At 66.0% G+C, this 26,286-nt stretch carries 23 protein-coding genes; 6 read left to right on the top strand and 17 right to left on the bottom strand.

Features of this window, described 5'->3' with window-relative positions:
* Window position 1 precedes the first annotated feature (1 nt).
* The 14 genes from IM784_RS01720 to IM784_RS01655 form a co-directional block, all read right to left on the bottom strand.
* Window positions 2–2,848, bottom strand: a complete 2,847-nt coding sequence (locus IM784_RS01720) for a 2-oxoglutarate dehydrogenase E1 component (protein ID WP_199553561.1) — start codon at window positions 2,846–2,848, stop codon at window positions 2–4.
* Window positions 2,849–3,016: 168 nt separating this feature from the next.
* Window positions 3,017–3,901 (bottom strand): succinate--CoA ligase subunit alpha, encoded by an 885-nt coding sequence (gene sucD, locus IM784_RS01715; RefSeq protein ID WP_199553560.1) that lies wholly within the window; start codon window positions 3,899–3,901, stop codon window positions 3,017–3,019.
* 3 nt (window positions 3,902–3,904) lie between these two features.
* Window positions 3,905–5,101 (bottom strand): ADP-forming succinate--CoA ligase subunit beta, encoded by a 1,197-nt coding sequence (gene sucC, locus IM784_RS01710; protein WP_199553559.1) that lies wholly within the window; start codon window positions 5,099–5,101, stop codon window positions 3,905–3,907.
* Window positions 5,102–5,113: 12 nt separating this feature from the next.
* Window positions 5,114–6,076, bottom strand: coding sequence for a malate dehydrogenase (mdh, locus tag IM784_RS01705; protein WP_199553558.1), 963 nt, complete (start codon window positions 6,074–6,076; stop codon window positions 5,114–5,116).
* Between the two features lie 170 nt (window positions 6,077–6,246).
* A complete protein-coding gene (gene zapE / locus IM784_RS01700; RefSeq protein WP_199553557.1) occupies window positions 6,247–7,359 on the bottom strand; it encodes a cell division protein ZapE in 1,113 nt (370 codons plus the stop codon).
* On the bottom strand, window positions 7,356–7,811 hold the full coding sequence (locus IM784_RS01695) for a PaaI family thioesterase (protein WP_199553556.1): 456 nt from the start codon (window positions 7,809–7,811) through the stop codon (window positions 7,356–7,358). The genes zapE and IM784_RS01695 overlap by 4 nt, the downstream gene beginning before the upstream one ends.
* Before the next feature lie 254 nt (window positions 7,812–8,065).
* Window positions 8,066–8,884 (bottom strand): SPOR domain-containing protein, encoded by an 819-nt coding sequence (locus IM784_RS01690; protein ID WP_199553555.1) that lies wholly within the window; start codon window positions 8,882–8,884, stop codon window positions 8,066–8,068.
* Window positions 8,885–9,132: 248 nt separating this feature from the next.
* Window positions 9,133–9,918 (bottom strand): succinate dehydrogenase iron-sulfur subunit, encoded by a 786-nt coding sequence (locus IM784_RS01685; protein ID WP_199553554.1) that lies wholly within the window; start codon window positions 9,916–9,918, stop codon window positions 9,133–9,135.
* 26 nt (window positions 9,919–9,944) lie between these two features.
* Window positions 9,945–11,747 carry a succinate dehydrogenase flavoprotein subunit gene (sdhA, locus tag IM784_RS01680; protein WP_199553553.1) on the bottom strand — a complete coding sequence of 601 codons (1,803 nt, stop codon included), beginning with the start codon at window positions 11,745–11,747 and terminating at the stop codon, window positions 9,945–9,947.
* A 1-nt stretch (window position 11,748) separates the two neighbouring features.
* On the bottom strand, window positions 11,749–12,141 hold the full coding sequence (sdhD, locus tag IM784_RS01675; protein WP_199553552.1) for a succinate dehydrogenase, hydrophobic membrane anchor protein: 393 nt from the start codon (window positions 12,139–12,141) through the stop codon (window positions 11,749–11,751).
* The gene (gene sdhC, locus IM784_RS01670; RefSeq protein WP_199553551.1) at window positions 12,141–12,530 is read right to left on the bottom strand and encodes a succinate dehydrogenase, cytochrome b556 subunit; all 390 of its coding nucleotides are present in this window, start codon (window positions 12,528–12,530) and stop codon (window positions 12,141–12,143) included. Before sdhC ends, sdhD begins: the two co-directional genes overlap by 1 nt.
* 134 nt (window positions 12,531–12,664) lie before the next feature.
* Window positions 12,665–13,105 carry a DUF1330 domain-containing protein gene (locus tag IM784_RS01665; protein WP_199553550.1) on the bottom strand — a complete coding sequence of 147 codons (441 nt, stop codon included), beginning with the start codon at window positions 13,103–13,105 and terminating at the stop codon, window positions 12,665–12,667.
* The gene (locus IM784_RS01660) at window positions 13,102–13,446 is read right to left on the bottom strand and encodes a DUF6285 domain-containing protein (protein WP_199553549.1); all 345 of its coding nucleotides are present in this window, start codon (window positions 13,444–13,446) and stop codon (window positions 13,102–13,104) included. The genes IM784_RS01665 and IM784_RS01660 overlap by 4 nt, the downstream gene beginning before the upstream one ends.
* Window positions 13,446–14,432 (bottom strand): phosphotransferase family protein, encoded by a 987-nt coding sequence (locus IM784_RS01655; RefSeq protein WP_199553548.1) that lies wholly within the window; start codon window positions 14,430–14,432, stop codon window positions 13,446–13,448. The genes IM784_RS01660 and IM784_RS01655 overlap by 1 nt, the downstream gene beginning before the upstream one ends.
* A gap of 88 nt (window positions 14,433–14,520) precedes the next feature.
* On the opposite strand from IM784_RS01655, the gene pnuC reads away from it, so the two are divergent.
* From pnuC to IM784_RS01640, 3 genes are read left to right on the top strand one after another with little or no spacing between them, the layout of a single operon-like run.
* Window positions 14,521–15,147, top strand: a complete 627-nt coding sequence (gene pnuC, locus IM784_RS01650) for a nicotinamide riboside transporter PnuC (protein ID WP_199553547.1) — start codon at window positions 14,521–14,523, stop codon at window positions 15,145–15,147.
* A gap of 2 nt (window positions 15,148–15,149) precedes the next feature.
* The gene (locus IM784_RS01645) at window positions 15,150–15,659 is read left to right on the top strand and encodes an AAA family ATPase (protein WP_199553546.1); all 510 of its coding nucleotides are present in this window, start codon (window positions 15,150–15,152) and stop codon (window positions 15,657–15,659) included.
* The gene (locus tag IM784_RS01640; RefSeq protein ID WP_199553545.1) at window positions 15,656–16,618 is read left to right on the top strand and encodes a 50S ribosomal protein L11 methyltransferase; all 963 of its coding nucleotides are present in this window, start codon (window positions 15,656–15,658) and stop codon (window positions 16,616–16,618) included. Before IM784_RS01645 ends, IM784_RS01640 begins: the two co-directional genes overlap by 4 nt.
* Before the next feature lie 208 nt (window positions 16,619–16,826).
* On the opposite strand, the gene ligA is transcribed toward IM784_RS01640, so the two are convergent.
* Window positions 16,827–18,947 (bottom strand): NAD-dependent DNA ligase LigA, encoded by a 2,121-nt coding sequence (gene ligA / locus IM784_RS01635; protein ID WP_199553544.1) that lies wholly within the window; start codon window positions 18,945–18,947, stop codon window positions 16,827–16,829.
* Complete coding sequence (locus tag IM784_RS01630) at window positions 18,923–21,028, bottom strand: ComEC/Rec2 family competence protein (protein ID WP_199553543.1); 2,106 nt, start codon at window positions 21,026–21,028, stop codon at window positions 18,923–18,925. Before IM784_RS01630 ends, ligA begins: the two co-directional genes overlap by 25 nt.
* A gap of 101 nt (window positions 21,029–21,129) precedes the next feature.
* On the opposite strand from IM784_RS01630, the gene gltX reads away from it, so the two are divergent.
* Together gltX and IM784_RS01620 are read left to right on the top strand one after the other, a co-directional pair.
* Window positions 21,130–22,578 (top strand): glutamate--tRNA ligase, encoded by a 1,449-nt coding sequence (gene gltX, locus IM784_RS01625; RefSeq protein ID WP_199553542.1) that lies wholly within the window; start codon window positions 21,130–21,132, stop codon window positions 22,576–22,578.
* Window positions 22,579–22,664: 86 nt separating this feature from the next.
* The gene (locus tag IM784_RS01620; RefSeq protein WP_199553541.1) at window positions 22,665–23,948 is read left to right on the top strand and encodes a citrate synthase; all 1,284 of its coding nucleotides are present in this window, start codon (window positions 22,665–22,667) and stop codon (window positions 23,946–23,948) included.
* Between the two features lie 129 nt (window positions 23,949–24,077).
* Here the strand turns inward: IM784_RS01620 and IM784_RS01615 are convergent, their stop codons facing one another.
* Window positions 24,078–25,136 (bottom strand): sigma-54 interaction domain-containing protein, encoded by a 1,059-nt coding sequence (locus tag IM784_RS01615; protein WP_199553540.1) that lies wholly within the window; start codon window positions 25,134–25,136, stop codon window positions 24,078–24,080.
* A 274-nt stretch (window positions 25,137–25,410) separates the two neighbouring features.
* Between IM784_RS01615 and IM784_RS01610 the strand changes: the two genes are divergently transcribed.
* Complete coding sequence (locus tag IM784_RS01610) at window positions 25,411–26,256, top strand: helix-turn-helix domain-containing protein (RefSeq protein WP_199553539.1); 846 nt, start codon at window positions 25,411–25,413, stop codon at window positions 26,254–26,256.
* The last annotated feature ends 30 nt before the right edge of the window (window positions 26,257–26,286 follow it).

Here is a 26,286-nt window from a genome sequence, read left to right as displayed (position 1 = left end):
CTCAGGCGGCCTTTTGCCGCGAACTTGATTTCAGGCTGGAACGGATGGCCGCGCGCACTTCGCTCTTGCTGTCGCCCAGCGCCTCGTGGAGCAGCTTAGCCTGCTCGGCGGCGTGGCGGCGGGCAAGGCCGGTGGCGGTGGACGCCGCAGCGGCACGGCCGGCATAGACCGGGCGGATGCCGGCGGCCTCCTCGACCAGCGGTTCCGCGAAGGTCCAGCCGCCGGCGTTCTTCGGCTCTTCCTGGCACCAGACCACGGTTTCGAGCGCCGGGAAGCGCGCGACATATTCGGCGATGACGTCGCCGGGGAACGGGTAGAGCTGTTCCACGCGCAGGATATAGACGTCGTCGCGGCCCTGCGCATCGCGCTCGTCGGCGAGGTCGTAATAGACCTTGCCCGAGCAGAGGATCAGGCGTTTCACCTTCGCCGGATCGACCGGGGTGAGGTCGTCGAGGCAGCGGTGGAACGACGAGCCGGCGCCCATGTCGGCCAGTGTCGAGACCGCGCGCTTGTGGCGGAGCAGCGACTTCGGAGTCATGATGACGAGCGGCTTGCGGAACGGACGCAGCATCTGCCGGCGCAGAATGTGGAAATAGTTGGCCGGCGTGGTGCAGTTGGCGACCTGGATGTTGTCCTCGGCACAGAGCTGCAGATAGCGCTCGAGGCGGGCAGAGCTATGCTCCGGCCCCTGCCCTTCGTAGCCGTGCGGGAGCAGCATCACGAGGCCGTTGGCGCGCAACCACTTTGCTTCGCCCGAAGCGATGAACTGGTCGATCATCACCTGCGCGCCGTTGGCGAAATCGCCGAACTGCGCTTCCCAGAGGACCAGCTTCTTCGGCTCGGCCATGGCATAGCCATATTCGAAGCCGAGCACGCCGAATTCGGACAGCGGGCTGTCATACACTTCGAAATCGCCGCCCTGCTGGGTGAGCGGGATGTATTTCTGGCCGGTGTTCTGATCGACCCAGACGGCATGCCGCTGGGAGAAGGTGCCGCGGCCGCTGTCCTGGCCGGAGAGCCGGACGGCATATTGCTCTTCACCGGGGGTGACCAGCGTGCCGAAGGCGAGGCTTTCGGCGGTTGCCCAATCGATGCCTTCGCCGGCCTCGATCGTGTCGGCGCGGGCCTTCAGCACGCGTTGCAGCGTGCGGTGGATGTTGAAGCCTTCGGGCACGGCATGCAGACGGCCGGCGAGCGCGCGCAGTTCGGCTTCGTCGACGCCGGTTTCGGCCGAACGGCGGGCAGTGACCGGGTCTGCGGGCTGGCTGAGGCCCATCCAGCGGCCGCCGAACCAGTCGGCCTTTTCGGGGCGGAAGTTGGCGGCGGATTCGAAATCCGCCTCCAGCACGCCGATGAAGGCGCTTTCCATCGCCGCGACATCTTCGGCGGTGACATGGCCTTCGGCCACCAGACGTTCGCCATAGAGGGTGGCAACCGAGCGGTGATCCTTGATCTTGGCGTACATCAGCGGCTGAGTGAAGGAAGGCTCGTCGCCTTCATTGTGGCCGAAGCGGCGATAGCACCACATGTCGATCACGACGTCGCGGTGGAATGTCTGCCGGAATTCGGTCGCGACCTTGGTGGCGAAGGTGACCGCCTCCGGATCGTCGCCATAGACGTGGAAGATCGGCGCCTGCACCAGCTTCGCCACGTCGGACGGGTAGGGGCTGGAGCGGGCGAAGGCCGGGCTGGTGGTGAAGCCGACCTGGTTGTTGACGATGAAGTGGATGCAGCCGCCCGACGAATAGCCGGGGACGCCGGAGAAGCCGAGGCATTCGGCAACGATGCCCTGCCCTGCAAAGGCAGCATCGCCATGCAGGAGAACGGGAAGAACCTGGGATTGCAGCTGCGGCCAGCTGGAGCCGGGAGTCGCCTGGCCCCTCATGCGCTGGGTGGCGCGCGCCTTGCCAAGCACGACCGGGTTCACAGCCTCCAGGTGCGACGGGTTGGGTGCCAGCGAGAGGTGGACCTTGTTACCGTCGAATTCGCGGTCGGTGGAGGCGCCGAGGTGATACTTCACGTCGCCGGAGCCGCCGACGTCCTCGGGGTTGGAGGAGCCGCCGGAGAATTCGTGGAAGATGTTGCGGTAGGGTTTCCGCATCACGTTGGCGAGCACGTTGAGGCGGCCGCGGTGCGGCATGCCGACGACGATCTCGTTGACGCCCTGCGCGCCGCCGACCTTGATGATGGATTCGAGCGCCGGGATCGCGGCTTCGGCGCCTTCGAGGCCGAAGCGCTTGGTGCCGACATATTTGCGGGCGAGGAACTTCTCAAACTGCTCGGCTTCGATCAGCTTGTTGAGGATCGCCTTCTTGCCCTCGGGCGTGAACTGGATTTCCTTGTCGCGGCCCTCGAAACGCTCCTGCAGGAAGCGGCGCTCTTCCACATCGTTGATGTGCATATATTCGAGGCCGACGTGGCCGCAGTAGTTGCGGCGCAGGATCTCGACGAGCTCGGAGACCTTCACCGTTTCCAGCCCGCCGAAGATGCCCCCGATGTAGACGATGCGGTTGGGGTCAGCGAGGCCGTGATATTCGGGCGTGAGGTCGGCCGGGAGCGGGCGATCGGCGAGGCCCAGCGGATCGAGATCGGCCGCGAGGTGGCCGCGCACGCGATAGGTGCGGATCAGCATGGTGGCGCGGACGCTGTCTTCGGCAGCCTTGCGGGCGTCGTCAGACGTCGGGGCCGGGGCGGGCTTGCCGTTCGCCCTGGCGACGGCTGCGGCGGCCTTGCCGGGCAGGCCATAATCGAAGGCGAGCGTGAGATCGTCGTCAGGCAGCATGGGCCAGCCTGGCCGCGCCCAGCTTGGGCGTGGCAGGGTTTCGTTCAGTCCCTGCTCGTCATTCATCGCAAAATGAGCCTTTTCGTGATTGCACGCGCGTATAGTGATTGCATCGGCAAGGGTTTCGCCTGCCTACAGGCAGCCGAGATAGCGAGTGCAAGCCGTTCGCTCAACCGCATACGCATCCGGTATGGCAGCCATGCGTCAATTGTCGCATGGCTGCCATCGGTTTGTTCAGCCTGCGAGCAGCGCCTTCAGCGTGGTGCCCAGCTCGGACGGGCTGGGGCTGACCTTGATCCCGGCCGCTTCCATGGCCGCAATCTTGTCTTCGGCCTTGCCCTGGCCGCCGGACACGATGGCGCCGGCGTGGCCCATGCGGCGGCCCGGAGGCGCCGTGGTGCCCGCGATGAAGCCGACCATCGGCTTCTTGCGGCCGCGCTTGGCTTCGTCGCGCAGGAATTGCGCGGCTTCTTCTTCGGCCGAACCACCGATTTCGCCGATCATGATGATCGACTTGGTGTTGTCGTCGGCGAGGAACAGCTCCAGCACGTCGATGAAGTTGGTGCCGTTGACCGGATCGCCGCCGATGCCGACGGCCGTCGTCTGGCCGAGGCCTTCGTTCGTCGTCTGGAACACGGCTTCATAGGTGAGCGTGCCGGAACGCGAGACGACGCCGACCGAGCCCTTGGAGAAGATGCTGCCCGGCATGATGCCGATCTTGCATTCGCCGGGCGTGAGGACGCCGGGGCAGTTCGGGCCGATGAGGCGCGACTTCGAGCCCTGGAGCGCGCGCTTCACGGGCACCATGTCGAGCACCGGGATGCCTTCGGTGATGCAGACGATCAGCGGGATTTCCGCCGCAATGGCTTCGAGGATCGCGTCTGCGGCGCCGAACGGCGGCACGTAGACGACCGAGGCATCAGCGCCGGTTGCTTCCTTGGCGGCCAGCACGGTGTCGAAAACCGGGAGGTCGAGGTGCGTGGAGCCGCCCTTCCCCGGTGCGACGCCGCCCACCATCTGCGTGCCATAGGCGATCGCGGCCTGGGCGTGGAAGGTGCCCTGCTTGCCGGTGAAGCCCTGGGTGATGACCTTGGTGTTCTTGTTGACGAGAATGCTCATGGGTCAGGCCGCCTTCTTCACTTCAGCGACGATCTTGCGGGCTGCGTCGCCCAGATCGTCGGCGCTCACGATGGGCAGGCCCGAGTTCGCGAGGATTTCCTTGCCGAGTTCCACGTTCGTGCCTTCGAGGCGGACGACGAGGGGAACGCCGAGGTTCACTTCCTTGGCGGCTGCAATGATGCCTTCCGCGATGATGTCGCAGCGCATGATGCCGCCGAAGATGTTGACGAGGATGCCTTCCACCGCCGGATCGGCGAGGATCAGCTTGAAGGCGTTCGTCACCTTCTCCTTGTCGGCGCCGCCGCCGACATCGAGGAAGTTCGCCGGGAAGGCGCCGTTCAGCTTGATGATGTCCATCGTCGCCATGGCGAGGCCGGCGCCGTTCACCAGGCAGCCGATGTTGCCATCGAGCTTGATGAAGGCGAGGTCGTACTTCGACGCTTCGACTTCGGCCGGGTCTTCTTCCGTCAGGTCGCGCAGTTCGACGAGATCGGGGTGACGGCCGAGCGCGTTGGGGTCGAAGCCGACCTTGGCGTCGAGCACCATCAACTTGCCATCGTCGGTGACGGCGAGCGGGTTGATCTCGATCTGCGACGCATCCGTGCCGATGAAGGCGGCATAGAGCTTGGCGGCGGTGTCTTGCGCCTGCTTCGCCAGATCGCCCGAGAGGCCGAGCGCAGCCGCGACCGAGCGGCCGTGGTGGGCGCCCCAGCCGGTCGCCGGATCGATGGTGAAGGTGCGGATCTTTTCCGGCGTGTCGTGGGCGACGGTTTCGATGTCCATGCCGCCTTCGGTGGAAGCGACGCAGGCGACGCGGCCGGTGGCGCGGTCGACGAGGAACGCCAGGTAGAACTCCTTGGCGATGTCCACGCCGTCGGTGATGTAGAGGCGGTTCACCTGCTTGCCATGCTCGCCCGTCTGGATCGTCACCAGCGTGTTGCCGAGCATTTCAGCGGCGGCGAGGCCGACTTCTTCGGACTTCGCAAGGCGGACACCGCCCTTGGCGGTGGCGGGCAGTTCCTTGAACTTGCCCTTGCCGCGGCCGCCGGCATGGATCTGCGCCTTCACCACATAAAGCGGCCCGGGCAGTTGCTTGGAAGCCTCAACGGCTTCCTCGACGGAAAAGGCGGCGATGCCCTTGGGAATGGGAACGCCCCACTTGGCGAGCAGTTCCTTCGCCTGATATTCGTGAATATTCATGGAGTTATCCCCTTATGCCAGCGACGGGTCGATGGCCTTGCAGGCCACCAGCAGTTCCTTGACGGCGTCGACCGAGACCTGGAAATTGGCCTTGGCTTCTGCGGTCAGTTCGATTTCGACGACCTTTTCCACGCCGCCGGCGCCGATCACGCAGGGGACGCCGACATAGAGGTCGTTCACTCCATATTGCCCCGTGAGGTTCACGGCGCAGGGCAGGACACGCTTCTTGTCCTTGAGATAGGCTTCCGCCATCTCGATGCCGCTGGTGGCGGGCGCATAGAAGGCACTGCCGGTTTTCAGCAGGCCGACGATTTCGCCGCCGCCCGAGCGGGTGCGCTGGACGATGGCGTCGATCCGTTCCTTGGTGGACCAGCCCATCTTGATGAGATCGGGGATGGGGATGCCGGCGACGGTGGAATATTCGACCACCGGCACCATCGTGTCGCCGTGGCCGCCCAGCACGAAGGCGGTGACGTCCTTCACGGAGACCTTGAACTCGTCGGCGAGGAAGTGGCGGAAGCGGGCCGAATCCAGCACGCCGGCCATGCCGACGACCATATGGTGCGGCAGCTTCGAAAATTCGCGCAGCGCCCAGACCATCGCGTCCAAGGGGTTGGTGATGCAGATGACGAAAGCGTTGGGCGCGTTGGCGGCGATGCCTTCGCCGACGGCCTTCATGACCTTCAGGTTGATGCCCAGCAGGTCGTCGCGGCTCATGCCCGGCTTGCGGGCGACACCGGCGGTGACGATGATGACGTCGGCGCCGGCGATGTCGGCGTAATCATTGGTGCCCTTGAGGTTGGCGTCGAAGCCTTCGACCGGGCCGCACTGGGCGAGATCGAGCGCCTTGCCCTGCGGCACGCCCTCGACCACGTCGAACAGGACGACATCGCCCAGTTCCTTTGCCGCTGCCAGGTGGGCGAGCGTGCCGCCGATGTTGCCGGCGCCGATGAGGGCGATCTTGCTGCGTGCCATGGGAGACCTCTTCAGGTGTTGGAAACTGCGAATGATGCGTCGCCCGCTTGGCGGACGCTCTCTCGCGAAGCCGATAGACTTGGGGGTTCCGCGGCGTCAACCGCGCTTGCCCTCTAAGTGAAGCTAGGGGAGCAAACAGTTTGTGGGAGGCTGCCGAGACGACTCGGGCGTCAGACGCGCAAGCCGTGGCCTTCGGCGAGATAGTCGGCGGATTGCATCTCCATCAGCCGCGAAACCGTGCGGTCGAACTCGAAGCGGCCGTCGCCCTCTGGGTAGAGTTTTTCCGGGGGGGCGTCGGCGGCGATCAGCAGCTTGCAGCGCCATTCGTAAAGCGCGTCGATGAGGGTGACGAAGCGGCTGGCCTCGTTGCGGTTCTCCGGGCCGAGCACGGGGACGCCGACAAGGATGACGGTGTGATAGGCGCGGGCGACGGCGAGATAGTCTGCAGCACCGCGCGCCTCGCCGCAGAGGCGCTTGAAGGAGAAGACCGCGACCCCCTTCACGGATTTGGGAACGTGCAGGATGCGGCCACCGCCGACACCGAGATCTTCGCTCGGGACACGATCGCGGTCCTCCACCGGAAAATCGGTGAGGCGGAAGAACAGGTCCGAGAGGGCCTGCGTGGCTGCGGGGCCGTTGGGCGTATAGTAGGTCGGCATGCCGCCGAGGCGATGCAGGCGATAGTCGGTGGGGCCGTCGAGCGGCACAACGTCCAGATCGCGCTCCAGCAGGGCGATGAAGGGCAGGAACAGCTCGCGGTTGAGGCCGTCCTTGTAGAGATCCTTTGGGGCACGGTTGGAGGTGGCGACGATGGTCACGCCGCCCTCCAGCAGGGTGGTGAACAGGCGCGAGAGGATCATCGCGTCGGCGACATTGTTGACCTGCAGCTCGTCGAAGCAGAGCAGGCGCGCTTCCTCGGCCCATTGCCGGGCGACGATCGGGATCGGGTCGCCGGGATCGCTCTGCCGCGCGGCGTGGATGCGGGCGTGCGTCTCCAGCATGAACTGGTGGAAGTGGATGCGGACGCGGGGATGGACGTCGGCGTGGGTATAGAAGAGGTCCATCAGCATGGACTTGCCCCGCCCTACCCCGCCCCAGAGATAGAGGCCGCGGACAGGCGCCGGCTTTCCGCCCAGCAGGCGGCCCAGGAAGCCCGTGCGTGGCTTTCTTTCCAGTTTGGTCGCAAGCGCGTCGAGACGATCGGCCAGCGCTGTCTGTGCCGGATCGGGCCTGAGCTCGCCGCCGGATATCAGGGCGTCATAGGCCGCGCGGACCTTGCTCACCGGTTCCGGGGAACCTTGCGCAGGATGCCGTGCCATTGGCAGATGAGCGTGGCGCCGTCGTCTTGCGTGAGGGTGCCGGCGACCCAGACCAGCTTGCCGGTTTCCTTGACGACATGGCCGCGCCCTTCCAGCACCTTGCCGATCTGGCCCCCACCGATGAAGTCCGTGGAGCATTGCAGGGTGACGCCGGCCGATTGCTGCAGCATGTGGCGGATGGTGGCGAACATCGCGACATCGACGAAGGCCATCAGGAAGCCACCGTGCAGATAGTTCAGGCCATTGGCATGGCGCCGCGACGTTTCGATGCAGGCGAGGATGCCGGGCCGGCCATCCTGTGTTGGTTCATCGCGGTAATAGACGTCACCCAGGCCGTCGACGAAGCGACCCTCTGGCTTGGCGTGCCAGGCTTTCCAGCCCTTCCACGGACCTTCTTCTACGAGTTGTGCAGGCATGCCACCGGCCTAGCGGCGGCATGCGAGGGCCGCAAGCCGGTGCGGGCTGCCCCATTTCCTTGCAGGGGCGAAAACGCGGCCCGCAGACATGCGGCAATGCCGCGGAAGCAACCAACCAGATGCGACCCCCCGATTGCGGGTGATTATCGTTGGGCTGGAAACTGTCGCAAATTCGGCAAAATATTAATGGGCACTTACTTCGGGTTAACGATGTTTTTGCACAGTTCGCCGAAATTGTCGCTCATTGTGTCAGTTCACGCGGCTGCCGACTTTACCGGGAAGCAATCGAACCCGGCTGCCGCTGCATGGGCGCACAGGCGAACGGCATCCGACTGGCTGTCCACCCCCTTTACCTGCAGACGGGTGAGGGGCTTGCCGGGCACCGGTTCGAAGTGGGGCGTGAGGCCGCCGATTTCGGCGCTGCGGGAACTGATCTGCTGCCAGGCGGATTGCGCGGCGTTCTTGCTGCCGAAGGCGCCGAGCTGGATGCGCCAGCCGGCGGGGATGGTGGCGGGAGCGGCCGGCGCCGACATCAGACCCATGGGCGCGGAGCGGGCGGCGAATTGCGGCGTGGTGAACGGCTTGTCCAAGTTGGCGAGTGCTGTTGTCGCCCAGGCTTGTGCGGCGTCCGGGTTCGCGGCGATGGCGCGCTTTACCTCCTGCTTCGCCGCCTCGCAGAAGCCGGCCTGCGCGGTGGGAGAGGCGAAGTGGTTGTAGAGCTTCGTCATGTCGGTATCGAGCGCGCGCTGCCAGTTGCCGCCCTTTGCCTTGTACTTGGCGGAGAGGGCTTCATAGGCCTCGGCAAGCAGCGCCTTTTTCGCCTTCAGGAACTGGTTGTAGTCGGTGACCACCTCTGCGCCCTGCTGCTGGACGCAGGAAAGCGCGGCGACGTTGAGGCCGGCGCGGACGTGCCAGACGGTGTCGAGCGGATCGAGATTCTGGTGGATCGGGCTGAGCTGGGCCGGACCGGGCGCCGGGGCCGGGCGCGGCGGCGCTGGCGGCGGGGAACTGCGGGGAGTTGAGCAGGCTGCCGCGAGCGTGAGGATTGTGAGGGTGGTGAGTTTCTTGCGCATGTGCCCTGCCCCTTTGGGTTTTTGGGAGTTTGGCTGGGTGGGGGTGTTTCGGCAAGTTGAGTTTGGGCGGTTGGGCGCGGCCGGCGGGGGACCCGCCGAGTCCGCGCCGGTTTTTTGGAAGTGGAGAAAGAAGGAAGGCGCGGCGTAGCCGCGATTCGTCGGACGGATCGGCGATAGAGATCGCCGATTCCGCCGGCCGCCGCGCGATGACGAGTCCGCGAGTTAGCGCTTTGCGCTAATCGCGGCCGTCATACCGCGCGCGTTACCATCATCTTTTTGATCTCTGCTATCGCCTTCGCCGGGTTAAGACCCTTGGGGCAGACGTTCGCGCAATTCATGATCGTGTGGCAGCGATACAGGCGGAACGGATCCTCCAGCGCGTCCAGCCTTTCGCCGGTATATTCGTCGCGCGAATCCGCCAGCCAGCGATAGGCCTGCAGCAGGATCGCCGGGCCCAGGAAGCGGTCTGAGTTCCACCAGTAGCTGGGGCAGGACGTGCTGCAGCAGGCGCAGAGGATGCACTCGTAGAGGCCGTCGAGCTTTTCGCGGTCTTCCGGGCTTTGCGAGCGCTCCTTCAGCGCCGGTTCCGGCGTCACCGTCTGCAGCCAGGGCTTGATGCTGGCATATTGCGCATAGAAATGCGTCATGTCGGGCACGAGGTCCTTCACGACATGCATGTGCGGCAGCGGGGTGATCTGCACGTCGCCCTTCACGTCTTCGATGGCCATCGTGCAGGCCAGCGTGTTGGTGCCGTCGATGTTCATCGCGCAGCTGCCGCAAATCCCCTCGCGGCAGGAGCGGCGGAAGGTGAGCGTGGGATCGAGCTCGGACTTGATCTTGATCAGCGCGTCCAGAACCATCGGCCCGCATTTGTCCAGATCGATGGTGTAGCTGTCGTAGCGCGGGTTCTGCCCGTCGTCGGGGCTCCAGCGATAGATCTTGAAGGTGCGCGTGCGCGTGGCGCCTGCGGGCGCGGGGTAGTTGATGCCCTTGCCGGTGATCTTGCTGTTAGCTGGGAGTGCGAATTCTGCCATGTGCCGACCCTTAGTAAACCCGCGCCCTAGTAAACGCGAGCTTTTGGCTTGATGTACTCGACCTCTTCGGTCAGCGTGAACTCGTGCACGGGGCGGTAATCGATCTTTACCGCGCCGCCGCTGCCGCCCCAGCCTTCGAACCAGTTGATGGTGTGCTTCATCCAGTTCGCGTCGTCGCGGTTGGGATAATCCTCGTGCGCGTGGGCGCCGCGGCTTTCCTTGCGGTTTTCCGCGCTGACCATGGTGGAGACGGCCTGTGCCATCAGATTGTCGAGCTCCAGAGTCTCGATCAGGTCGGTGTTCCAGATGAGCGAGCGGTCCTTCAGGTCGATATCTGCCAAGCGCTTGTTCACCTCGGCCATCTGCACCACGCCTTCGGCCAGCAGCTGGCTGTCGCGGAAGACGGCCGCATGCTTTTGCATGGTGTGCTGCATCTGCAACCGAACTTCTGCCGTGGGCGAGCCGCCCTTGGCGTTGCGATAGCGATCAACGCGGGTGAGCGCGAGATCGGCTGCATCGGCCGGGAGTGCCCGGTGTGCGGCATTCGGCTTCAGATTATTCTTCAGGAACAGGCCCGTGGCGCGTCCGAAGACGACGAGATCGATGAGCGAATTGGAGCCGAGGCGGTTGGCGCCGTGCACAGATACGCAGGCGGCCTCGCCCACGGCGAACAGGCCGGGGACCACCACTTCCGGATCGTCGCCGACCTTGGTGACGACCTGGCCGTGATAATTGCAGGGGATCCCGCCCATATTGTAGTGCACGGTCGGCGTGACGGGGAGCGGCTGGCGGGTGAGATCGACGCCGGCGAAGATCTTGCCGCTTTCGGTGATGCCCGGAAGCCGTTCGTGCAGCACCTTGGGATCGATATGATCGAGGTGCAGGAAGATATGATCCTTGTTGGGGCCGACACCGCGGCCTTCGCGCATTTCCATCGCCATCGAGCGGGAGACGACGTCGCGCGAAGCGAGATCCTTCGCGGACGGCGCATAGCGCTCCATGAAGCGCTCGCCCTCGGAGTTGGTGAGATAGCCGCCCTCGCCGCGCGCGCCTTCGGTGATGAGGACGCCGGCGCCATAGATGCCTGTCGGGTGGAACTGGACGAATTCCAGATCCTGCAGCGGCAGGCCGGCGCGCAGCACCATGCCGCCGCCGTCGCCGGTGCAGGTGTGGGCGGACGTCGCCGAGAAATAGGCGCGGCCATAGCCGCCGGTTGCCAGCACGACGGCGTGGCTGCGGAAGCGGTGGATCGAGCCGTCGGCCATGCAGATGGCGATGACGCCGCGGCATTCGCCATTTTCCATGATCAGGTCGATGGCGAAATACTCGATGTAGAAGTCCGCGTCATACTTCAGGCTCTGCTGGTAGAGCGCGTGCAGCATGGCGTGGCCGGTGCGGTCGGCCGCAGCGCAGGTGCGCTGCACCGGCGGGCCTGCACCCATGTTCTGCATATGGCCGCCGAACGGCCGCTGATAGATGGTGCCGTTGGCGTTGCGGCTGAAGGGAACGCCTGCGTGCTCGAGCTCGTAAACTGCGGCGGGCGCCTCGCGGACCATATATTCGATGGCATCCTGGTCGCCCAGCCAGTCCGACCCCTTCACGGTGTCGTACATGTGCCAGGTCCAGTGATCGGGCGAGTTGTTGCCGAGGCTGGCGGCGATGCCGCCCTGCGCCGCGACCGTGTGGCTGCGGGTGGGGAACACCTTGGTGATGCACGCCGTCTTCAGGCCGGCTTCGGCCGAGCCCATGGTGGCGCGCAGGCCCGAACCGCCGGCGCCGACGACCACGGTATCGTAGGTGTGGTCGATGATCTTGTAGGCTTCCGCCATCTTAAGCTCCGAAGGCGATGCGGGCGACCGAGAAGAGCGCGACCGCCCCCGTGCCCAGAATGAAGAAGTTGAGGGCGAGGACGCTGATCAGTTTCAGCCCCTCTGCATGGACATAATCCTCGATCAGCACCTGGATGCCGAGGCGGGCGTGCCAGAAGGCCGAGAGAATCAGCAGCATCAGCGGCACCGCGACCAGCGGCTGGGCGATCCAGGCCACCACGCTGGCGTGATCGAGATTTGGCATCAGCAGCAGAGACAGGGCGAACCACAGGCCGAGCACGAAATTGCCGGCAGCGGTGACGCGCTGCAGCCACCAGTGGTGAACGCCGGACTTGGCGGAGCCGAGGCCGCGGACCTTCTTCAGGCCGGATGCGCTTTTGAAGCTGGTTGCCATCAGTTGAGACCGTAGAAATAGACGGCCCAGAACAGGCCTGTGAGGACTAGGCCCATCACCCAGGTGATGGTGGCGACGGATTTGGCGAGGCCGAGTTCATAGCCCCAGCCGGTATCCATCAGCAGATGGCGGACGCCGGAAACGAGGTGGTGGAAGAAGGTCCATGACAGGCCAACCCAGACGATCCAGCCGATCGGGCTCCTGGCGACGCTGACGAACGTCTCATAGGCTTCGCGCGACGTCGCGGCTGCTGCCAGCCACCAGGTGAACAGCACGAGCCCACCGAACGCCAGCGCATTGCCGGTTACCCGGTGAAAGATCGATGTTGCCATGTGCACGCGCCACTTGAAAACGGACAAGTGCGGTGACAGCGGTCGGCTATCGGCCATGGGTTTGAAACGTCCCTTCTATCCCCTTATCCGGGGTGCATTGGTATGAATTGGCCGCGCTTGCAACAGCCGAGGTGGTTGTTGCGAATCGATGTCAGATTTGCCGCCATGCGCTGGATGCATGGCTGGGCGTTTCAGCCGAAGCTGTTGGCGCCGCACTGCAGGAGGATGGTTCGCTCCAGCCCGGCATAGCGGTGGACGAGGCCGTCGCGGTAGGTTTCATCGGCCATCATCGCCAGGAAATGCTTGCGGCTGGGATAGCGGACGATCAGCATCCGGTCCCAGTCGCCCTCTGCCGCCGAGCCGACCAGCGTGTGCATCACCGGGCCGTCGTAGAGGGGCTGTGCCTGGCTGATGTCGCCGACGGTTTCGGTGAACAGCTTTTCATAGCGGCGATAGGCTTCGGCGCCGGTCGATCCGGCGTTGGGGTGGCCTTCGGGATAGTCGGCCTTATCCTTGAACTTCAGCAGGTTGAGCATCACGATAGGGCCTTCCGGGCCTTCGTCACGCAGGATTTTCACGCGCTCGCCGGTGGGGTCGATGTCGGCGTGATAGTTGGCCGGGGGGAAGCTCATGCGATTTCCCTTTCTGTGAGGCGCGTGAAGCTGGCGTAGCGCGGGTTGTCGACAGCGCAGCGGGCGAGCACGCCTTTGCGGATGGCGCGGAGCAGCGCCTTGTCGGACGGGTCGAGACGGCCGTTGCGGAGGTCCTCGCAGGCGGCGGCGACGCCGCCGAACGGGGCCAGCGCCTCTGCCTCCGTCGTCTCGGGGTTTTGCGCCAGTTCGCGGTTGACGATGGCGAGCGTGTTGCCGGCGACCTTGGCGTGGAAGGCCAGCCGGCCCGTCAGCTCGCCTTCGGCCTCCTTCAGGAACAGCTGCACGGCCTCGATCAATTGGGCGGCGGTGGGGTGGCTCATCAAAGCTCTCCGAAGGCAATGAGATAGGTGAGATCGGCGGCAACTTCGCTGACCCGGCGACCGATGGCGGCGCGCTCGACGCTGGGGACGCGACCGGAGACATGGTCCTGCGCGAGCTGCAGGCAGCTCATCCCCCATTTCAGGTTGCCATAGACCTCCCAGATGTGGAGCTCCTGCGGGCTGACGCTGCCGCCATAGGCCTGCAGCAATTCCTCGCGGGTGCCGAAGCCGCCGACCGGCTTCTGCCAGTGGCCGAAGCGCCACGCCTGCGCGCAGAGCCAGCCGAGATCTTCGGCCGGGACGGAGAGATGGGTGAGTTCCCAGTCGAGAACGGCGGAAAGGCCGCTCTCGTCGACGAGGAAGTTGCCGGAGCGGAAATCGCCGTGGACGAGGCAGGTGGCGGGCGAGGTCGGCATGCGCGGCTTCAGCCAGGCGAAGGCGAGATCATAGGCGGGAACGTCGACGCCGAGGTCTCGATAATAGGTGAACATCCCCTCGAGCAGCTCGGCGCCGGAGCCGGATTTGAGCGGCAGGTCACCCCAGTTGGAAAGCGGCGCGGCGTGCAGTTTGGCGAGTGCTTCTGCGCACTGGGCGGTGAGTTTTTCGCGGGCGGCTGCATATTCCGGCAGGCGGAGCCAGCGCGGGGCCAGAGCTTCGCCGGCAACCATGGTGGATATGACGCCGTCGCCCAGATCGTCGGCGGGACTGGTGGTGGCGATGACCGAAGGAACCGGGACGCCCAGTTGCCCTGCCCTTTGCAGGACTTCGGCCTGGATGCTGCGGGGAAGGCCATCATGGCCCTCGCCCGCGGTGCGCTGGAAGATGAGGGGCGTGGGCTTGCCATCGATCTGCGCGTCGACGCGATAGGTGGCGCTGGAAGCGCCGCCCGAGAGGGCCGCCACGGATTGCAGCTGAACCGCCTTGCCGCTGCTGCGCTGGATGAGGGCCTGTAGCGCGGCTTTGCCGTCGGTTATCGGATCAAGCACGGGTACTGCTTTTTGCTGGTTTGACAGCGGCATGGCTTTGCCGCCACCGATATTTGCACATGCCTTGCATCGAATCCCTTCCCTTCACTTGCCCCGGATTTGCAGCCCGCGCGGGCGGGCGACAAGCTGGCATTGCCGGGAGCGCGAGACATTGAGCTGGGAAGTCGAGGCCTTTGCATCGCTGCTGCTGCTGCTGAACGTCTGGCTCGTCGCCCGCAGGTCGATGTGGAACTATGCCTTCGGCATTGCAGCGGTCAGCATCTATGCCTTGGTTTTCTGGGAGGCGCGGCTGTATGCGGCCTTTGCGCTGCAATTCCTGTTTCTGGCGCTGAACCTGTATGGGCTGTGGAACTGGCGGCGGGCACAGGCGGAATCAGGCGAACTTCCGGTCTTGCGGATGTCCCGGCCAGAGCGCTGGGCTACGGCCGCCGGGATCGTGCTGATGGCGGTGGGAATCGGCCTGTTGCTGGCGCGGACGACGGATGCGGCCAGCCCGTTCTGGGACAGCGCCAACACGGCGCTGGCGCTTTCGGCGCAATATTGGCAGGCGCGGCGGCGCGTCGAGACCTGGCTGTTCTGGATTCTTGTGAACATCGGCTCTGTCGGCCTCTACGCAACGCAGTCGCTGTGGTTTACGAGCTGCGTCTATGCGGTGTTGCTGCTGGTTGCGCTGTATGGCTGGCGCGAATGGCGGCAGGCGCAAAAAGGGGTTTGAGAATGCTGCGTGTCGTGCTTTCGGGTGTGGAATCGGTGGGAAAATCAACGCTGTGTGTGCATCTGGCGGCGCATTTCGGCGGCCTTAGCGTACCGGAGTTCGGGCGCACCTATACCGAGCGGCTGCGGCGCGACCTGGAGCTGGAGGATCATTACGCCATCGCCGAGGGGCATGAGATCGCGGCGGATCAGGCAGCGGCCGCCAGACCGCCGGTGCTGATCGAGGATACCGATATCGTGATGACGTCGGCCTGGGCGACGATGCTGTTTGGCGAGCGGGACCCCATACTGGCCGAACGGGAAAGCCGTGCCGATCTGCACCTGTTGCTGATCCCCGATGTGCCCTTCGTTTCCGACCCGGTGCGCATGTTTGGCGCGGACGAGGAGCGGCTGAGGTTTCACCGGATCGTGGTCGACGAATTTGTCGCAAGGGGGGTGGAGTTCACCGAGATCGCCGGTGACTGGAAGGCGCGCAGCGACCTCGCGATTGCAACCATCCGGGCGCATCTGTGACGAGCTTCCTGGCTCGCCTGCCGTGCAGCCGGGCGGAAGCGGATTCTGCGGCGCTGGCGGACGAGCCCTTCCCCGGACTGGACCCGCAGCCGACGCTTGTTGCCGCCGAGACGGCGGATGGCTGGGAGCTGCAGCTGTATGCGGAAGGAGAGCCGGACGGCGCGCTGCTGAAGGCATTTGCTGAGCTGGCTCCCTCTTCGGGGTCGGAGCCGACGGTGGAGGCGCTGGACGATGAGGATTGGGTGACGCTGTCGCAGGCGGGGCTGGAGCCGGCAGATATCGGCCGGTTTCATGTGCATACGGCCGAGCATCGCGGCACCGAGCGGCCCGGCCAGTGGCCGATCCGCATCGACGCCGGTCTGGCGTTTGGTACCGGGCAGCATGCCACAACCGCCGGTTGCGTGGCGATGGCGGTGCGGCTGGCGAAGCGTGGCGCCAAGCGCAATGTGCTGGATGTGGGCACCGGATCAGGACTGCTGGCCTTTGCTGCGCACAAGCTGTTTCCGAAGGCGCGGCTGACGGCCGCCGATCTGGACCCGGTGGCAGCGAAGGTAGCGGCTGAGAATGCGCGGCTGAACGGCGTGCGCGCCGGGCGAGGGCCGGGTGCGGTGACGATGCTGGCGGCACCGGGCGTGGAGCATGCGGTCATTGCCGGGCGCGCGCCCTATGATCTTGTGTTTGCAAACATATTGGCCGGGCCGCTGGTGGCGCTGGCGCCGTCCGTTTCGGCGGTGGTGGCGCGCGGCGGGCACCTGATTCTGGCTGGATTGCTGCAGCCACAGGCGACAAAGGTGATCGCCGCCTATCGGGCGCAGGGGCTGACCCTGATCGACCGTTCGCCGACGGCGGAATGGCCCGTGCTGCTGTTCCGGAAGGAGGCGCCGGCAAACCGGCGCGCGGCGCTGCGGGGGGCTCGGCGGGAGACTGCCGGGAGAGGCTGGCAGATCGATACGCTTTAGTTTGGCGCTCCGCGCCGGTTCCGCGCACTTGCGCGGGCGCGCCGTCGCGCTTGCGGCCTGCGGCCGGGTCTTTGGTTTGGCGCTGCGCGCCGGTTCCGCGCACTTGCGCGGGCGCGCCGTCGCGCTTGCGGCCTGCGGCCGGGTCTTTGGTTTGGCGCTGCGTGCCGGTTCCGCGCACTTGCGCGGGCGCGCCGGCCTGCGGCCGGGTTTATGGGTGGTTGAGGATTGCCAGCCAGTCGGCTTCGCTGATCACCTGCACGCCCAGCGCTTCCGCCTTGGCGCGTTTGGAGCCTGCGTCTGCGCCTGCGACGAGGATGTCGGTTTTTGCGGAGACGCTGCCGGAGACTTTGGCTCCCAGGGCTTCGGCGCGGGCCTTGGCTTCGTCGCGGCCCATGCTTTCCAGCGTTCCGGTGAAGACCATGGTCTTGCCGGAGACCGGGGATTCGCGGGTTTCGAGGCGGACTTCGGCTGGATTCACTTCGCTGAGCAGGTCGTGGACCAGGTCGCGGTTGTGCGGTTCGCTCCAGAAATCGGCGAGTGCGGAGGCGACTTCGGGGCCTACGCCGCCGACGCCGACCAGAGCGGCTCGGTCTGCAGCGACGCGCTTCCAGTGCTTTTCTTCGGTTTCGCCCAGCGCTGGTTCGGGAGCGTGGGCGACGAGTTTTTCCAGCAGGGCTTCGAGGTTGGGCCAGTTGTGTGTGGCGCGAGCGAGATCGCGGGCCGTCACTTCGCCGACATGGCGGATGCCCAGGCCGAACAGCAGCCGATCCAGGCCGATGTTGCGGCGGGCCTCGATGCTGTCGAGGAGGTTCTGGACGGATTTTTCCTTCCAGCCTTCGCGCGCTTTCAGTTCTTCGGCGTGACGGTGCAGGCGGAAAATGTCGGCGGGCGTACGCAGCCAGCCGAGTTCGATGAACTCCTCGATGCTCTTGCCGCCCAGCCCGTCGATGTCGACGGCGCGGCGGGAGACGAAGTGGCGGAAGCGTTCATATTGTTGCGCCGGGCAGATGAGACCGCCGGTGCAGCGGCGGACGGCTTCGCCTTCCTCGCGGACTGCCAGGCTGCCGCACTGGGGGCAGTGATCGGGGAAGGCATATTCGGCGCGGGCCAGATGCTGCGCTTCGTCGCCGGTCCAGCCGAGGATTTGCGGGATGACGTCGCCTGCGCGCTGCACCTCCACCGTGTCGCCGACGCGGATATCCTTGCGGCGGATCTCGTCCTCGTTGTGCAGCGTGGCGTTGGTGACGACGACGCCGCCGACATTCACCGGCCTTAGCCGGGCGACGGGCGTGAGCGCGCCGGTGCGGCCGACCTGGATGTCGATTGCCGCCAGTTCGGTGAGGGCGCGTTCGGCGGGGAATTTATGCGCCAACGCCCAGCGCGGATGGCGGGCGACTTGCCCCAGCCGCTCCTGCAGGGCGAGGCTGTCCACCTTGGAAACGAGGCCATCGATGTCGTAGCCGAGCGTTGGTCGGGCCTGTTGCAGCGCATTGTACGCTTCCAGCACTTCGGCCATGCCCTGCGCGCGGACGAGCGTGTCAGAGACGGGGAAGCCCCACGTCTGCAGCTGCAGCATGGAATCATATTGGGTGTCGCCGAGCGGGGCGGAAATCTCCCCCCAGCCATGGGCATAGAAGCGAAGTGGGCGGCGGGCGGTGACGCTGGAATCGATCTGGCGGAGCGAACCTGCTGCGGCATTGCGCGGGTTGGCGAAGATCTTTCCGCCGGCCTGTTGCTGCACCTCGTTGAGTGCAGCAAAGGCCTCCCAGCTCATATAGACTTCGCCGCGGACTTCGAGGATTTCGGGCGCGTCGGCGGGAAGGGTCTGCGGGATGTCGGCGATGGTGCGTGCATTGGCGGTTACGTCTTCGCCGACGGCGCCATCGCCGCGGGTGGCGGCATTGGCGAGCTTGCCACCTTCATAGCGGATCGAGAGCGAAAGGCCGTCGATCTTGGCCTCTGCGGTGAAGGCGAGCGGGGCCTCGGCGGGGAGGTTCAGGAAGCGGCGGACGCGGGCTTCGAATTCGAACGCGTCTTCGGCGCTGAAGCCATTGTCGAGGCTGAGCATGGGGCGGGCATGACGGATCTTGCCGAAGCCGGAGGCTGCTGCGGCGCCGACCCTGCTGCTGGGGGAATCGGCGCGAACGAGGTGCGGGAAGCGGGCTTCGAGCGCCTTGTTTTCGGCCACCAGTGCATCGAATTCCGCATCGGAAATGGCGGGGGCGTCGTCCTGATAATAGGCGCGGCTGTGCGCTTCGATCTCGGCCGCCAGTTCTGCCAGCCGCGCTGCTGCCTGCGTTTCGTCTATTCCGCTATCACGCCCGTCCATGCCGGGCTTCCTAGCAGGCGCGGGCGCTCGCCGGGAAGGGCCGACGGCGACCAGGGCTGATCGCCGGCGCGGTCGGCGACGCTGACCATGCGGCGCGGGCCTGAATGGATGGCGATGGCGCCGGACTTTTTCAGCACTGCCTGATCGATGCGTTGCCAGCGCGGGACGCAGGCGGGCGAAAGCGGCGCAGGCGAAACGACGAGGTCGACGCCGGCGCAGCTTTGCCGGGTGGGCCGGGATTCGCCGGTGAGTGCGAGAAGTTGGAGGCCGGTCTGCAGACCTGCCGCGCAGGCGAATCTGTCGCAGCGGGCGCCCGGCAGGCTGGCTAGCGAAAGATCGGCCGGAGCGCCGCTTGCCTCGGCCCAGCTGTTGGCGAGATAGCCGCCGCGATGGCCGCGCAGCGTGTGCAGATGGCCGTCTGCCACCACCCCCACCTGCCGGCCGTCGGCGCTGATGAGAATGTCCGGGCGGGGAGCGAAAAGCGCCAGCGCGGCGCCGGTCAGGATCAGTGGCAGTCCGCTCCAGCGCAGCCGGCCCTGCAGCAGGATGAGTGGAAGGCCGCCGCCCACCAGCAGGAGCAGCGCCGGCAGCGGCATGGAAGGAAGCGTGAGGCTGGCACCGGGGAGCGCGGCGACGCGCGAGGCGATCGCCGCAAGCAGATCGAGCGACGGGATCAGCGCCCATGCAACGAGGCCCCCCAAGCCGAGGACGGATAGGAAGAGCCACAGGCCGAGGAGCGGCATGACAATGAAGCTGGTGAGCGGGATGGCGAGGACGTTGGCGAACACGCCATAAGCCCCGGTGCGGCCGAAGTGGAACAATGCGATCGGCGTCAATACTGCTTCGGCGACGAAGCCGGTGAGCATCAGCGCCAGCAGGAGGCGGCCGACCTTGGGCAGCGCTCCCTCTTCTGGTCCGGCCATGGTCAGTCGCTTGCCGAAGGGCGTCAACGACAGCGCGACGATGGCGGCGACGGCGGCGAAACTGAGCTGGAAGCCCGGGTTCAGCAGCGCTTCGGGGCGGACGAACAGAATCAGAAAGGCGCCGAAAGCGATGAGGCGGAGCGAGAAGGGATCGCGCCCCAGCATCAGGGCGACAAGCACGACCCAGGCGGCGATCATCGAGCGGACCGCCGGAAATTCGGCGCCGGAGAGGAAGACATAGGCGGTGCCGGCGAGGCCGGCGCCGATTGCCGCAAGGCGGGAGACCGAGGTGCGGTTTGCAAGCCACGGCGACAGGGCGAGCAGGCGGCGGAGCAGCAGGAAGGCACCGGAGACAACGACGCTGACGTGGAAGCCCGAGACGCTGAGCAGGTGGGCGAGACCGGAGATTCGCATGTCCTCCAGCAGCTCCGGCCGCGCCCTGCCCTGTTCGCCGACGCTGAGGGCAACGGCGATGGCGCCGGCGTCTCCGCCGAGGGCTTTTGCGATATAGGCCGACAGGTGTTGGCGGCTGCGATCCAGCCAGCTTTTGCTGCCGGGCGTGCGAACGATGAGGTTCACTGGCCCGACGATGCGGCCGCTGGCGGAGACGCCCTGAAACCAGGCAGTGCGAGCCGGATCGTGCAGTCCGGGGAGCGAGGGGCCGGGAACGGGGCCGAGGGTGGCGGTGACGGCGATACGGGCGCCGGGCTCTACGCCGGGCGGAAGCGGTTCGTGGGCGGTGAGGCGCACGCGGACGGCGGGATCGATGCTGCTGGCGTCGCGCAGCAGGACGATCTGCACGCGCTCGCCGCCTTCGCGCTGGATTATCTGCTGGACCGTGCCCGCGAACGGCGCGGCGGTAAGGCGGTGATAGAGGCGGGGTGCTGCGACCTGTGCGCTGCGCCACTCGGCGGCAAGGAGGCCGAGCGCAACCAGCAGGCCAGCTGTGACGATCAGGCGGCGCGGAAGTCCGGGAAGGGCGAGGCCGAGCAGCGCCAGCGACAGAGCGGCGAGAACGGCGGCCTGCCGTTGGCCGTTGAACGGCAGCAGGAACCAGAGGCCGATTCCGAGGCCCAGGCAGACGGGGGCGAAGAGAATCCACTGGCGTCGCTCGGCCTCCAGCATGGCCTGAAACGACGCGCGAAACGGGATTCGCACGAAAGACTTTTGCCCAAGCTGTGCGATGGTGCTAGCCACCCGGCGCTTTTCGCCCCTGTTTCGTTTTGGGCCGACCCCGGCCCCAGCTTTCGGATGCTTTGATGCCGCCTGCAACTGATTCCGTCCTACCCGAATTTGCCGGCCTGCCGCGCCCGGTGACGCGCTTTGCGCCCTCCCCCACCGGCTATCTGCATATCGGTGGGGCCCGGACAGCGCTGTTCAACTGGCTGTATGCGAAGCACCATGGCGGCACGTTCCTGCTGCGGATCGAGGATACCGACCGGGCGCGTTCGACCGACGATGCGATTGCCAAGATCCTGGACGGGATGGCGTGGCTGGGGCTGACGGCGGACCGGCCGCCGCTGTTCCAGTTTGCGCGGGCGCCCCGACATGCGGAAATTGCGCATCGGCTGCTGGCCGAGGGCAAGGCCTATCGCTGCTATGCGACGGCCGAAGAGCTGGAGGCGATGCGGGCCGAGCAGAAGGAAAAGGGCCTGCCGCAGCGCTATGACGGGCGTTGGCGGGATCGGACCGATACGCCCGATCTGCCGTTCGTGGTGCGGCTGAAGTCGCCGCAAACGGGCGAAACATTGATCGCCGACAAGGTGCAGGGGGACGTGCGCCAGCAGAACAGCGAGCTGGATGACTTCGTCTTGCTGCGGTCGGACGGCACCCCCACCTATATGCTGGCAGTGGTTGTGGACGACCACGACATGGGCGTGACGGACGTGATCCGCGGTGACGACCATCTGACGAACACGTTCCGGCAGCTGGCGCTGATCGACGCGCTGGGCTGGCCGCGGCCGGTCTATGCGCATGTGCCGATGATCCACGGGCCGGACGGCGCCAAGCTTTCCAAGCGGCACGGGGCGCTGGGGGTGGAAGCCTATCGCGACGAGATGGGCATCCTGCCGGAAGCGCTGGAGAATTACCTGCTGCGGCTGGGCTGGGCGCATGGCGATACCGAACTGGTGACGCGGGACGAAGCGGTGAAGCTGTTTGACCTGGACGGTGTCGGCCGATCGCCGGGGCGGTTCGACCTGAAGAAGCTGGAGAGCGTCAACGCCCACTATATGAAGCAGGCCGACAATGGCCGGCTGGTGGAGCTGGCGGCGCCGCGGATTGCCGATTCCATTGGCCGCGCGCTGACCGACTCGGAGCGGAATCTGTTGCTTCGCAGCATGGATGAGTTGAAGCCCCGGGCGAAGAACCTCAATGAGTTGGCAGGATCGGCGCTGTTTCTTGTTCGCAACCGCCCCCTTCCCATGGACGAAGCCGCGACAAAGTTGCTAGACCCCATAGGCCGGGCGCTTCTGGCGGATGTTCGCACTGCACTTGCGGCTGTGGCGGACTGGGAGCGTGAGGCGCTGGAAGCTGCAGCCAAGTCTGTGGCAGAGGGCGCCGGACTCGGACTTGGCAAGGTTGCCGGCCCGCTGCGGGCGGCGCTGACCGGCCAGGGTAACAGCCCCAGCGTCTTTGCCGTGATGGCAGCGCTTGGACGCGACGAAAGCCTTGGGCGCATCGACGATGCGCTTGGGGATAAGCTCTGAGCGCATCGACGATGCGCTTGGAGGAAAGCTCTGAGTGCATCGGCGATGCGCTCCGGTGCTGACGGGAAGAATTGAAAGGCGATCATATGAGCGAGCAGGCGAACATCACCCTCGGTAGCAAATCGCTGGAAATGCCGGTGAAACATGGCAGCATCGGCCCGGACGTGGTGGATATCCGCAAGCTCTACGGTCAGACTGGCGCCTTCACCTTCGACCCTGGATTCACCTCGACCGCTTCCTGCGAAAGCGCGATCACCTATATCGACGGCGACGAGGGCGTGCTGCTGCACCGTGGATATCCGATCCAGCAGCTGGCCGAAGACTCCAGCTTCATGGAAGTCGCCTATCTGCTGACCGAAGGCGAGCTTCCTTCGAAGGATGAGCTGGCGAAGTTCGAACATACCATCAGCCGCCACACCATGGTGCACGAGCAGCTGATGCAGTTCTTCCGCGGTTTCCGCCGCGACGCGCACCCGATGGCCATCATGTGCGGCGTGGTGGGAGCGCTTTCGGCCTTCTATCACGACTCGACCGACATCGACGATCCGAAGCAGCGCATGATCGCCAGCCACCGGCTGATCGCGAAAATGCCCACGATCGCGGCGATGGCCTATAAATATTCGATCGGCCAACCCTTTATCTATCCCGACAACTCGCTGAGCTACACCGGGAATTTCCTGCGGATGACCTTTGGCGTGCCGGCCGAGGAATATGTGGTGAACCCGATCGTCGAGCGGGCGATGGACCGCATCTTCATCCTGCACGCCGATCATGAGCAGAACGCCTCCACCTCCACGGTGCGGCTGGCCGGGTCTTCCGGCGCGAACCCGTTTGCCTGCATGGCCGCCGGTATCGCCTGCCTGTGGGGTCCGGCGCATGGTGGCGCCAACGAGGCGGCGCTGGAAATGCTGCGCGAGATCGGGCGTCCGGAGCGGATCCCGGAGTATATCGCCCGCGCCAAGAACAAGGATGACCCGTTCCGCCTGATGGGCTTTGGCCACCGGGTGTACAAGAACTACGATCCGCGCGCGACGGTGATGCAGAAGACCGTGCGCGAGCTGTTCAAGGAACTGAAGGTTACGGACCCCGTGTTCGAGGTGGCGCTGCAGCTGGAAGAAATGGCGCTGAACGATAGCTACTTCATCGAAAAGAAGCTGTTCCCGAACGTCGACTTCTATTCGGGAATCGTTCTTTCTGCCGTGGGCTTCCCCACCAGCATGTTCACGGCGCTGTTCGCGCTGGCCCGCACCGTGGGCTGGGTGGCGCAGTGGAACGAGATGATCGGCGATCCGGAGCAGAAGATCGGCCGTCCGCGCCAGCTCTATACCGGCGCGCCGCAGCGGGACTATGTGCCGATCGCCAAGCGCTAGGCGGGTAAAGACGGCTCTGGCCGCGGCTGATCCGGGCTGATCTTTCCGGCTTGCCGGGCGAACCACCTCGTTCGCAGGACAGTGGCAGGCTTTCGGAGCGCGCCAAGCTGCACCAGCGCGCCGTTACGGCTACGCCGCTTCGTTGGCTGCCTTCAGGCCCATTCGCTTCATCTTTTCGACGAGGGTGGTGCGCTTCATGCCGAGGAGGCGGGCGGACTGGGCTATCGTGCCGCCGCTGGCCGCGAGGGCTTCGGCGATGAGGGCGGCTTCCGCTTCGGCCATCAGCGCCTTCAGGTCCATTGGCGAGATGGGCGCTGCCATCTGCATGGGAAATTCGCGCGCGGGGGGTGGCGCCGGTGGGGCGGCTGCCAGCCAATCCTGCATCGGGCGGCGGCGGGGGTGCAGAAGGCGGGCGATGGTTTCGGCGTCGAGCACGCGTTCGCCATGTGCAAGCGCCCGTTCGACGAGGTTGCGCAGTTCGCGCAGGTTGCCCGGCCAGCCGTGCGCGATGAGCGCTTCGCGGCCGCAATCCGGGAGGTGCAGGCGTTGGCGCAGCGCGTCTGAGAAGTGGGCGACGAGGGCGGGGATATCCTCGCGACGGGCAGCCAGCGGCGGCAGATCGAGCCACACTACCGCGAGCCGCCAGTAGAGGTCGGCGCGGAAGCGGCCTTGCGCGACGGCAGCTTCCAGATCGACGTTGGTGGCGGCGACCAGACGAAAGTCGACGGCAATCGGGCGTCCGCCGCCGAGACGCTCTATGCTGCGGGTTTCGAGGGCACGCAGCAGCTTTACCTGCAGCGGCAGCGGCAGGTCGCCGATTTCATCGAGGAACAGCGTGCCGCCCTGTGCCGCTTCGAGCCGGCCTATGCGTTGTTTCTGCGCCCCGGTGTAGGCGCCGGCTTCGGCGCCGAACAGCTCGGCCTCTGCCAGTTCGTGCGGGATGGCGCCGCAGTTCACCGCCTCGAACGGGCCGGAGGCGCGAGGGGATGCGGCGTGGACGGCGCGGGCGGCATTTTCCTTGCCGCTGCCGGAGGGGCCGCTGATGAGGACGGTGGCCTCGGTTACCGCGACGCGAGCGATGGATTGCCGAAGCTCTCGCATGGCGGGAGAATTGCCGACCAGGTCGGCGGAAACGCGGCCCCCGTGCCGTGGTGACGGCCGGGGCGGCAGCAGTGGAACTTCGCCCATCTTGCTCCTCTTGTGCGGCCTCTTTGCGGCCGTCAGTTCCTGGCGCCCCTTCCCGCCCCCTCCGCCGCAATCCCCCTTCCGGGATTTTGTCTGGCACCGTTGATTTTCCGGCCCGAACGCGCGACGGTGAAGTGGGTCGGCGGCATGTTGCACAGGCGAGGCGAAAGCTTGAGCCGAGGCATGTCCGCTCTGGCGGGAATATCGGGGGGCCGGAGGGCGGCTTCCTTTCCTGACTGGGAAAATAACAAGGTTTCCAGTTGGTAAGGAATGTCGCGTGGCTGACTATGATAGCTCCGTTTTGGATCGGATCGGTGATGGCGTTGCCAGGGTTCTGGTGATGGGAGCTTCGGCTCCGGCACTTGCGGGTGCCCGGTGGAGCCTGATCGAAGCGCGCGGAGACGGCGCTGCGGCGTTGCGTCGCGAGATGCCCGACATCCTGCTGGTATCGGCTGACCGGGTGGATGCAGCTCTGGGCGCGGCGCTGGCGGAGCCGCTGTTCGCGGGCCTGCCGATCGTGCTGGTGGCGGGCGCCGAGGATGCCGATGCGGCGGGATTGCTGCTGGATCATGCGCTGGAGATCGTCGATGCGCCGGCAAGCCCGGAGGCGCTGCAGCGAGCGCTTGCCGACGCAGCCGGCAGGACGGGCGGGACGGCGGTGGCTGACGCCGGCGCGCATTACGACAGTGGCGAGCGGTTTGCGGCGCTGCGTCGCGATGCCGAACGGGTGGCGGCGGCGCTGAACGATCTGGTGGCGGGGCGGCCTGCGGAAGCGGCCCGGCCTGTCGATTCGGGACGGATTCGGGCGCATATCCGGGCGCGACGGTTGCGCGACCGCTTCTTCCCCTCGGACCTGTTTGCCGATCCGGTGTGGGACATGCTGCTGGATCTGGCTGCGGCGCGGCTGGAGAATCGGCAGGTCAGCGTTTCCAGCCTGTGCATTGCGGCGGCCGTGCCGACCACCACGGGCCTGCGCTGGATCAAGGCGATGGTCGACCGGGGGATGCTGGAGCGGAGCAGCGATCCGTCAGACGCCCGGCGATCCTTCATCGGCATGACAGCCGGGACGCGGCAGGCGGTGGATGCCTGCCTGGACGCGGTGCTGAACCTGCCGGGGCAGTAGGCGGTTGAACAGGCCGCGTTTTCCCGCCAA

Source organism: Sandaracinobacteroides hominis, assembly GCF_016464365.1.
GTDB lineage: Bacteria > Pseudomonadota > Alphaproteobacteria > Sphingomonadales > Sphingomonadaceae > Sandaracinobacteroides > Sandaracinobacteroides hominis.
This window is presented reverse-complemented; position numbering and strand designations above follow the sequence as displayed.

Excerpts from the sequence above, each read along its gene's own strand:
- IM784_RS01720 (WP_199553561.1), bottom strand. The coding sequence starts at position 2,848 with ATGAATGACGAGCAGGGACTGAACGAAACCCTGCCACGCCCAAGCTGG.
- ligA (WP_199553544.1), bottom strand. The coding sequence starts at position 18,947 with ATGGACGGGCGTGATAGCGGAATAGACGAAACGCAGGCAGCAGCGCGG.
- IM784_RS01665 (WP_199553550.1), bottom strand. The coding sequence starts at position 13,105 with ATGAGCTTCCCCCCGGCCAACTATCACGCCGACATCGACCCCACCGGC.
- gltX (WP_199553542.1), top strand. The coding sequence starts at position 21,130 with ATGCCGCCTGCAACTGATTCCGTCCTACCCGAATTTGCCGGCCTGCCG.
- sucD (WP_199553560.1), bottom strand. The coding sequence starts at position 3,901 with ATGAGCATTCTCGTCAACAAGAACACCAAGGTCATCACCCAGGGCTTC.
- IM784_RS01620 (WP_199553541.1), top strand. The coding sequence starts at position 22,665 with ATGAGCGAGCAGGCGAACATCACCCTCGGTAGCAAATCGCTGGAAATG.
- IM784_RS01660 (WP_199553549.1), bottom strand. The coding sequence starts at position 13,446 with ATGAGCCACCCCACCGCCGCCCAATTGATCGAGGCCGTGCAGCTGTTC.
- IM784_RS01685 (WP_199553554.1), bottom strand. The coding sequence starts at position 9,918 with ATGGCAGAATTCGCACTCCCAGCTAACAGCAAGATCACCGGCAAGGGC.
- sdhD (WP_199553552.1), bottom strand. The coding sequence starts at position 12,141 with ATGGCAACCAGCTTCAAAAGCGCATCCGGCCTGAAGAAGGTCCGCGGC.
- IM784_RS01615 (WP_199553540.1), bottom strand. The coding sequence starts at position 25,136 with ATGGGCGAAGTTCCACTGCTGCCGCCCCGGCCGTCACCACGGCACGGG.
- mdh (WP_199553558.1), bottom strand. The coding sequence starts at position 6,076 with ATGGCACGCAGCAAGATCGCCCTCATCGGCGCCGGCAACATCGGCGGC.
- IM784_RS01695 (WP_199553556.1), bottom strand. The coding sequence starts at position 7,811 with ATGCCTGCACAACTCGTAGAAGAAGGTCCGTGGAAGGGCTGGAAAGCC.
- IM784_RS01645 (WP_199553546.1), top strand. The coding sequence starts at position 15,150 with ATGCTGCGTGTCGTGCTTTCGGGTGTGGAATCGGTGGGAAAATCAACG.
- IM784_RS01690 (WP_199553555.1), bottom strand. The coding sequence starts at position 8,884 with ATGCGCAAGAAACTCACCACCCTCACAATCCTCACGCTCGCGGCAGCC.
- sdhC (WP_199553551.1), bottom strand. The coding sequence starts at position 12,530 with ATGGCCGATAGCCGACCGCTGTCACCGCACTTGTCCGTTTTCAAGTGG.
- sucC (WP_199553559.1), bottom strand. The coding sequence starts at position 5,101 with ATGAATATTCACGAATATCAGGCGAAGGAACTGCTCGCCAAGTGGGGC.
- sdhA (WP_199553553.1), bottom strand. The coding sequence starts at position 11,747 with ATGGCGGAAGCCTACAAGATCATCGACCACACCTACGATACCGTGGTC.